The sequence below is a fragment of the Bacteroides muris (ex Afrizal et al. 2022) genome (assembly GCF_004793475.1).
Classification (GTDB): domain Bacteria; phylum Bacteroidota; class Bacteroidia; order Bacteroidales; family Bacteroidaceae; genus Bacteroides; species Bacteroides muris.
The window spans coordinates 1-7,458 of the sequence record NZ_SRYZ01000082.1 but is presented as its reverse complement, the minus strand read 5'-3'; the positions used below and the strand labels follow the sequence as shown (position 1 = coordinate 7,458).

Below are 7,458 nucleotides of genomic sequence, written 5' to 3'. Positions count from 1 at the left end.
GCGTCCGGCTTATAATCCAAAATTCGATGTTTTCAAATTTTTGTCATGTACTTAAATTTTAAAAACAAAAATAGAACATTTGGCTGAATATCCAATTTTTTTTGCATACTTAGTTTGGAGCGAATAATAGTTAAACTACATACGTTAACAGTATGATACTTAAATCAATTCCATTATTTTGGACAGTTTTGCTTCAGGCAATATGGGGGTCTTATTTTTTTTTGTTACATTTGCTTTTAATAAAAACCGACTAATCGGATTTTATTCAGGCGTAGAGAAGAACTCAAACGAAAAGTGGAATTTATTGTATGAGATGATTCTCTATGCCTTTTTCAACTTACTACTCCCCCAAATTATGACTCTTCCGCGTAATCTTGTTTTCATCTAAAATTTGAAAACCGAATCATGCCTGTTGTCAATCCGTTGAATGAACATCAACGAACATAACTGCGACAATTTCAGGTATTGCTGCAATCAGCGGTATGACCAATTCCTTAGCATAAGTTTTGTATATCACAATTTTTTTATATAAACCGTCCAGTCGGTATTTATTGCAAAAATATAAACATTCGGAATAAAAACAAAGGGAAAGATGAAACTCTATGTTAATAAACATTTCATCCTTCCCTTTTGACAAGTGCTGATTTATCAAATTTATCTTGGAGTCATTTTAACTTTAACCTGTACTCCCATGGAGTTTAAGACACGAACCGGTGCTTTTTCGCTGGCTTTCAAATAAAAAAGAAGGTAGTCTTTTGCCCGTTGGGATTCGAAATAACCTTTTTCGTGGTATTCGGCAATCCACTTTTGAATTACCGGAACCTGCCAGCGGTTCATTAATACATAGTAACCGAATTTATACTCCAAGTCACTCAAAAAAATATTGAGTTTCAGGTAATCCCACCAGAATTGTTGCTTCTTTTTGCTTTTTGCGTTGAGTATGACCACCTGATGGTCAAAGGTGTCACGGGGATTTTCCCAATCTTGGCGGGAGATAAATACATCCGGAAGCGCATTGTCCGCGTTGTCCTTTGCCGGGATGAAAGGGGATAACGCCTCAATGGAACCTTTCATCTTTTCATATAATGCCGGCTCATATTCTTTGTTATACAATATGACGTCTCTCAAGCGGGTGGACGTAAGATGGGTTACTACCGGGCGTCCGCTTATACAATGTTCAGGGACAGTCATCCTTGAAGCCAGTTTCTTCATAAACTTGACTTCCGCTGTTATCTGTTCTTCCTTATCCGCTTTTTTGAAAGGGTAGTCCGTGCAGGCTATTTTCCGCATACCCCGATGCAGTTCCGTAAGCTGTAAGGCTCCATAAGCGCAGAAGATGGAAGCACGGATAATCTTGAAGATAGGGGTACGGTCGCCCTCGTGTGCCACATACGGCAGGTCTGTCACACCAAAAAGCATTTCATTTTCCACTATCAAGTCGGCGGAGATTGTCTTGCCCTCTTCCAGGCGACCCTTGATTTTGAAATTACGTTTTTGCCATCCCCAAGTGTGAATGGGTTGCGTAGCCAGCAGTGTCACACAATAATTGCCATTGTGCGGGGTGAAATCTACATTTTGCGGGGTTGCCTTGGACATCAGCTCATTCAGCAACTTGATTTTTTGGATATTGTCCATAAATAAATTGGTATTAAGTGAAACATCTTGTTAACAGTGCAAATGTAGGCATCGGCTTTCGTACCCGAGTTCCGTTTTTCGCCGAAAATCACTGCAAGGTCAACCAATTATTCAATATTTATTCTATTTTCGATTCTCAATATATAGTTTGTTTCCAAGAAAAAGCGTTCCATCCGTACCGCCTGGCCCGTTCTGAACAAAGGTCTTTCGCTATTGGCTATGCAGGCTTTCTTTATAGGAAAGTTCCGTGCCTCTTCCTGTTGCTCAAAATAGCCAATGGTAGAACGTAACTGTTGTTCACCATCCTTTATCCACTGGCTGCCTTTGCTTTTTCTTTGTTTCAGTTCCACAAATATGATCGTGTCTTCATAAAATAGACAGCCGTCACAGCGATTATCCATCTTTCCGTCCGCCTTGCGTAATTCAATGCAATGGTCAACCGGTACAAAATTTACTTTAAGCCGGTAGTGATTGTCCACTGCCGCAATCCAATCCTGTCCCTGTTTTTCAGCGATGTATGCTTTTTCGGCAGCCGGAGCGGGCCGGTCACATATACCGAATTTGCGTTTGCATGAGGAGGAAATATGTTCTGTAGGGAAAAAGTCAATCATACTCTTGTTGTATTTCCAGTAATTCGGCAAAATCCTCGTTTGTTTTCTCCAGCATCCTATTGAGGAAGTTTTCATCGGAAGGCAGTCCATGATATGTGTCCAATACGGTTGCCGTTCCTTCCACTTCATTGAATTCGTAAATAGCGATTTCGTCAGGATGTATGGCGGCTTCTATAGGATAAATAGTACCTATTCTTTGTCGTGCCTCATCGGAAAGATTGCCAGAAGCCAACAACATACCGGTTTTGACAGCGATGGTCAGGCTGTTGATGAGGTACGGACTATGCGTTGTAACGACCAGACGGTTTGCCTCTAACGAATTGTTGAAAGCCAGCAATTGTTTCATTATCATCCATTGCGATTCCGGATAAAGGTTTTGTTCCGGTTCCTCCACGATGTTGACAAACGCCGACTTGTTGAATCTGGCAGAAACGGCTGAAAGGGCGATTCTCCGTTGCTCGTCTGTAAGATTCGGTATATTCCATATATTCGCCACTTCCGCTTCGAAGCGTTTCGCTTCATCGCTACTCATCTTTTGGGCATTGTTTGCCTGGCTTTTTACAGATTCGGACAAATGCAGAGAAACCAGATAAAGCGGTACTATGGACTGGAAGCCACTGGAAGCCTCCATCAGCTTCACTTTGTAATCCTCGCCTTTGACATAGACAATGTCGTTTTGCTTGTTGTATTCCAGCTGCGCATGGTTGATAGGCAGTTCCAGACTACCCTTGATGAGTTGTTTGGCGTTGTTATATTCCGTCAGAAATACCAGCAAAGCATCCGGCAAGTCCTTAATCAAATTCGGTTTGTTGACCATGCTGATAAAGTTTCGTTCAGCGGGAACATACATGATTTGAGGAAGGGCATATTTGTTCAATGTACCGTCTTTTTTTTCTATGATAAGTTCGCCTTGTCTGGTATAGGTGAACTTATAGGAATCCCCTTCGTAGAAAATTTCAGTCCGTTCCTTTATGAAATAATTGGAAATACGGTGATAACCGCAATATTTGTTCTTGAACTTGGCCGCGGTAAATTCTTTCTCCTTGAAATCCCCCCGCGTCAAAACCTTTTCCATCCATGTAAATGTGGAAACCAATTTGGCAACCGTACTTTTACCGCTACCCTGGTTGCCGGTAAAAACAGTCACTTTTTCTATGTCAATCCATCCGTCCATTGCGGAGACCGTTTCCTTGAGCGGACCGAAATTCTTAATCTTGATTCTACTCATATCGTTGTTATATAGACTATGTGCAAAGATAGTGTTTCTAAATGAGATGACCTAACGAAGGTCGTACCTCATTTGCCTTGGACATAAATACCTTTCCAGTTGTCCGGAAAATGCTTTTCCTCCCACATGCAATTGAATCTTTGGGGTGAACAAAAGGAACCTACTGCATAAAAGACAGAATAGAAGACAGAATATGAAGGATTTCCTTTATAACCTTCGACATCAGCTAAAATCTCATCCATGGTCCTGTTGAGTTCTTTTTCATCCTTTACATATTTAAATTCGATTGCACATTCCAATGAAGGTATTAATATATCCGGATTATAGCATTTGGCTGTTTTCTGAAATTTGAAACTGCAAGATTTATTATCAGGAAATGCTGTTTTGCAGATATTAATCATAGGTTTGTACACCTCCGGTTCGGATTTTGGTTGTATGTCAAAGTCTGCAAGTAACGTAGCCGTACTGTTTAAAATATTCTCCAGGATTTCAAATTCTTTATGAGCACCTGTAATGCTGAAATCATCGAACGCGTTCAAAAATTTTCTATAAGCAAATATCAGTTCGCTATCCATGTCTTCTGTACCACGTAGCATTCTTTCTTTTTCGTAGAATGGTGTAATTTCTGTTAGAAAAGAATTATAATAATCCGGAAGGTGCTTCGCTTCAATATACGCTTGTACTAAAGGACGCAATTTTTTTGCCATGTAGATTAGGGAATCCTTTCTTTCTTGTTCGTCCATTTCATAATCAAGACGTTCTTCTTCGGACAATTTAGAAAAATCGGGCATTCCGTATTCTTCAAACATCATATACTCGTAGTGACTACGGCTGAATGCAGCCATTAATTCTTTTATTTTTTCCGCTAAATGTTTCATATCTATTTTTTCATAAACAAAATAGACCAAACGGTCTGTCTGCAAATATATTCCTTTTAATCTACGAAAAGAAATAGAAGTGTCATTTTTTGAGGTGAAAATATGAATTTAGCAAAACAGAGAGCAACTAAGTATGAATCTTGAATGGGGAAGACACTGAGGTTTATGTATTGATTACATCCGACAAGGGTGGGAATGTTTTTTAGATTGATTTGGATTATGTGTCGGAAAAACATTGTATCTTTGCATTAATAAGAAGAAAGAAAGGAATTTATGGACTTTGAAGGAGAATATACCATGCGGACGGCTTCCAACCAGCAGAGTTATGAGCCGGATACCGTATACCCGGACGCCGTGCTGAATATAGCCCGCGATTCGGCTTCCGTGTTTCAGCTGAAGCGGAAATGGGAAAAGACTCCTCCGATGTTGAATCTGACTCCAGATTTCCAGCGAGGGCTGGTATGGAAACCTAAACAGAAAAGCGAACTGATAGAATCCATACTGATGGGTATTCCCCTGCCTCTGATTTACGTGAAGGAGGATGAAAAGGGAGTGTATGTCATTGTGGACGGCAAACAGCGCCTGAGTACATTGTTCAGTTTTATCAATAATGAATTTGCTCTGGAGAAACTCACCATCCTGAAGGACAAGAATGGTTCCCGGTTTGACAAACTGACTCCATTGGAGCAAAATAAGATAGAGGACTGCTCCCTGACCTTGCATGTGATTAAGGCTCCCACCAGCGACCGGGTCACTTTTGATTTGTTCGACCGGGTGAACCGGGGCGGGACGCGGCTAAACAACCAGGAAATGCGTAATGCACTTTATCAAGGCAATGCCACGGAACTGATTAACCGGCTGGCTGAAAAGGAGGCCTTTGTTGAAGCCACGGAGCATTCCATTCCCGCCAATCATATGAAAGACAGGTATCTGGTACTCCGGTTTGTGGCTTTTTATCTGTGGCAGCAGCATGTCACCATAGACCCTGACACTGACGGGCCTTTGGACTATCGAAGTAATGTGGAGGATTTTTTAGGGAAAACGATGCGTTTTCTCAACCGGTTGGAGCCGGAAAACGGTTTGTTCAAAGAGCTGGACACCCGATTTACCCGTGCCATGGAACTTGCCATACGGCTGCTTCCGTCGGGTGGCTTCCGGCTGCCTTCGTCACCCGGTAAGAAACGACCGATAAACATGGCTTTTTTTGAGAGTTTCAGCTACCTCCTGTCCAGGCTGAATGGAGAAGGGGAGCAGCTCCATTGTCAGATTCAGGAAGTTTATATGCAATTAATATGTGACGCTGCCTATTTGGAATCCCTTACCCGTTCTGTGGATAGCGGCAAGCAGACTGAAAAGCGTTATGAAATTATCAACCGACTTATTCATGAATTGAATTTATGCTAAACAATTTGACCATAAACAATTATAAATGTCTAACAGATTGTTCGTTGGAGTTAAAACCTCTGAACTTGTTCGCCGGCCCGAATTCATCGGGAAAATCTACCGTATTGCAAGCCCTGCTGACCGCTTCGGATAACGTGACGGAGAAAAAAGGGAAACACGGTTTGAAGAACCGGAGGACAGAAGCGTCGAACTTCAATGACGTAAGGAACTTTGTAACCAACGCCAAGTCATACGAAATCGGTATTTCGTATAATGGTGAAGAACCGACCGTGCTTTGTTTTACTCCAGGAGATGACTCTTACCAAACCACTCTTGTGGAACAATCGGCTGACGCGTCTTCGGATTTATTGGGAATCCTCGGAAGTGATAACCTGCTGTATCTGCCTGCCACACGTCCCGGTGGCGCATACGCGCAACCCATCAATCCCGATTCGGAAAACAAACTGGGACGTAACGGAGAATTTGTGATTGACTATTATGCCAAGCACCGTCTGGAGCCACTGGATGCCGCTTTGATTCTGGCTCCCGGTACTCAAACCTTGGAAGGGCAGGTAAATCACCAACTGGATAAACTGACCGGCTATCGGTTGGTGGTGGAAACAGTAGGAAACAATCACTATGTGAAGTATGAAACGCGTAGCGGCAAACAGCTTTTCCCTTATCATGTCGGTACCGGAGTGAGTTTTATTACGGAGGTCATCATTGCCTGTTTTGCCACTCCGAGAGGCGGTATGGTGATTACGGAAAATCCGGAAATCCATCTGCACCCCAAAGCGCAAGCCGACTTGATTGATTTTATGGCGAAAGTGGCGAAAGCCGGTGTGCAAATCATCATAGAAAGTCATAGCGACCATCTCTTCAACGGCATCCGGCGTCTGATTAGCCAGGAAAAGTTGGCTTTGTCCGATGTCTCCGTATATAATTTCAGGCAGGACGGGAACGGACTGACACGTGCCGAACGTGTGGAATTTACTCCCCAAGGAGGAATCCGGTCGTATATCCCAGGGATGTTCGAGCAGTTTGATATTGACCTGGATGCTATTTTGAAGCTATAAGATTATGGACGGTATCATTATCAACGAATTGTCATTGAGCGGACAGTTTCATGACAGCCAGGATTTCTGGAAGAACGGAATGCCTCCTTTTTACAAAGCATTGCAGGATGCTCGTTCGTTCGGAGTGGGGTATCTGTTCAAACAAGGAAGTTTTTACGGGGCACAAGCCACTCCCGACAAGACTCTTCATGATTTGCTGACAGCACCGGAAGCCCGTATCATAGACGAAGCGAAACGGTACAAGAGTACATTGGCACGTGCCATCTGTAATCCGTTTTGGGACGATGCACCCCAGCAGGATTTGAATGCACATTATTTGGCAGATGAAGCAGATGTATCCGGTAGTTCCGTTGCCGAAGCCACCGCCCGTGCAGTCTGCCTTCTGTCGTTTATACGCTCCTTGTATGGGAAGCATCCGGTTGTTGTAACCAAAGACGGAGTTGCTATTCCGGTGGGGAATATATGGAAGGAGCAGCAGTTGTATGCCATCTTGTTTGAAAGGGGGGAATTGCCTCTCGAGAAGTATATCACGACTCGTTTCAGTGGCGGGAAACTTGATTTCAGCCTTATAGATGACACTCATGGATTTTCTCTTATTGACAATGAGAACCAAAACGAGTTTATTGATTCATTCCGCAAATTTGAAG

The 7,458-nt window shown here is 42.7% G+C and carries 7 protein-coding genes; 3 read left to right on the top strand and 4 right to left on the bottom strand.

The genetic code is table 11. From position 1 onward, the window contains the following. Positions 1 to 654: 654 nt before the first annotated feature. The 4 genes from E5355_RS18605 to E5355_RS18590 all read right to left on the bottom strand — a co-directional run bounded on the left by E5355_RS18605 (position 655) and on the right by E5355_RS18590 (position 4,352). Positions 655 to 1,635: a pseudohemocyanin gene (locus E5355_RS18605; protein WP_135036034.1), complete on the bottom strand. Its 981-nt coding sequence runs from the start codon at positions 1,633 to 1,635 to the stop codon at positions 655 to 657. Positions 1,636 to 1,742: 107 nt separating this feature from the next. After that, entirely contained in the window at positions 1,743 to 2,246 is a 504-nt protein-coding gene (locus E5355_RS18600) for a hypothetical protein (protein WP_032838636.1), read from the bottom strand. After that, on the bottom strand, positions 2,239 to 3,474 hold the full coding sequence (locus E5355_RS18595) for an AAA family ATPase (protein ID WP_005682883.1): 1,236 nt from the start codon (positions 3,472 to 3,474) through the stop codon (positions 2,239 to 2,241). Before E5355_RS18595 ends, E5355_RS18600 begins: the two co-directional genes overlap by 8 nt. 68 nt (positions 3,475 to 3,542) lie before the next feature. Continuing rightward, the gene (locus E5355_RS18590; protein WP_134996359.1) at positions 3,543 to 4,352 is read right to left on the bottom strand and encodes a hypothetical protein; all 810 of its coding nucleotides are present in this window, start codon (positions 4,350 to 4,352) and stop codon (positions 3,543 to 3,545) included. Between the two features lie 273 nt (positions 4,353 to 4,625). Here E5355_RS18590 and E5355_RS18585 point away from each other — a divergent pair, with 273 nt between their 5' ends. From E5355_RS18585 to E5355_RS18575, 3 genes are all read left to right on the top strand, one after another. After that, a complete protein-coding gene (locus E5355_RS18585) occupies positions 4,626 to 5,756 on the top strand; it encodes a DUF262 domain-containing protein (RefSeq protein WP_005682886.1) in 1,131 nt (376 codons plus the stop codon). Then, positions 5,750 to 6,811 (top strand): AAA family ATPase, encoded by a 1,062-nt coding sequence (locus E5355_RS18580; protein ID WP_135036031.1) that lies wholly within the window; start codon positions 5,750 to 5,752, stop codon positions 6,809 to 6,811. Before E5355_RS18585 ends, E5355_RS18580 begins: the two co-directional genes overlap by 7 nt. Positions 6,812 to 6,815: 4 nt before the next feature. Beyond that, positions 6,816 to 7,458, top strand: a 643-nt coding sequence (locus E5355_RS18575; protein WP_136011498.1) for a hypothetical protein, incomplete at its 3' end; no start/stop codon positions are given.

Excerpts from the sequence above, each read along its gene's own strand:
- E5355_RS18585 (WP_005682886.1), top strand. The coding sequence starts at position 4,626 with ATGGACTTTGAAGGAGAATATACCATGCGGACGGCTTCCAACCAGCAG.
- E5355_RS18590 (WP_134996359.1), bottom strand. The coding sequence starts at position 4,352 with ATGAAACATTTAGCGGAAAAAATAAAAGAATTAATGGCTGCATTCAGC.
- E5355_RS18595 (WP_005682883.1), bottom strand. The coding sequence starts at position 3,474 with ATGAGTAGAATCAAGATTAAGAATTTCGGTCCGCTCAAGGAAACGGTC.
- E5355_RS18580 (WP_135036031.1), top strand. The coding sequence starts at position 5,750 with ATGCTAAACAATTTGACCATAAACAATTATAAATGTCTAACAGATTGT.
- E5355_RS18605 (WP_135036034.1), bottom strand. The coding sequence starts at position 1,635 with ATGGACAATATCCAAAAAATCAAGTTGCTGAATGAGCTGATGTCCAAG.
- E5355_RS18600 (WP_032838636.1), bottom strand. The coding sequence starts at position 2,246 with ATGATTGACTTTTTCCCTACAGAACATATTTCCTCCTCATGCAAACGC.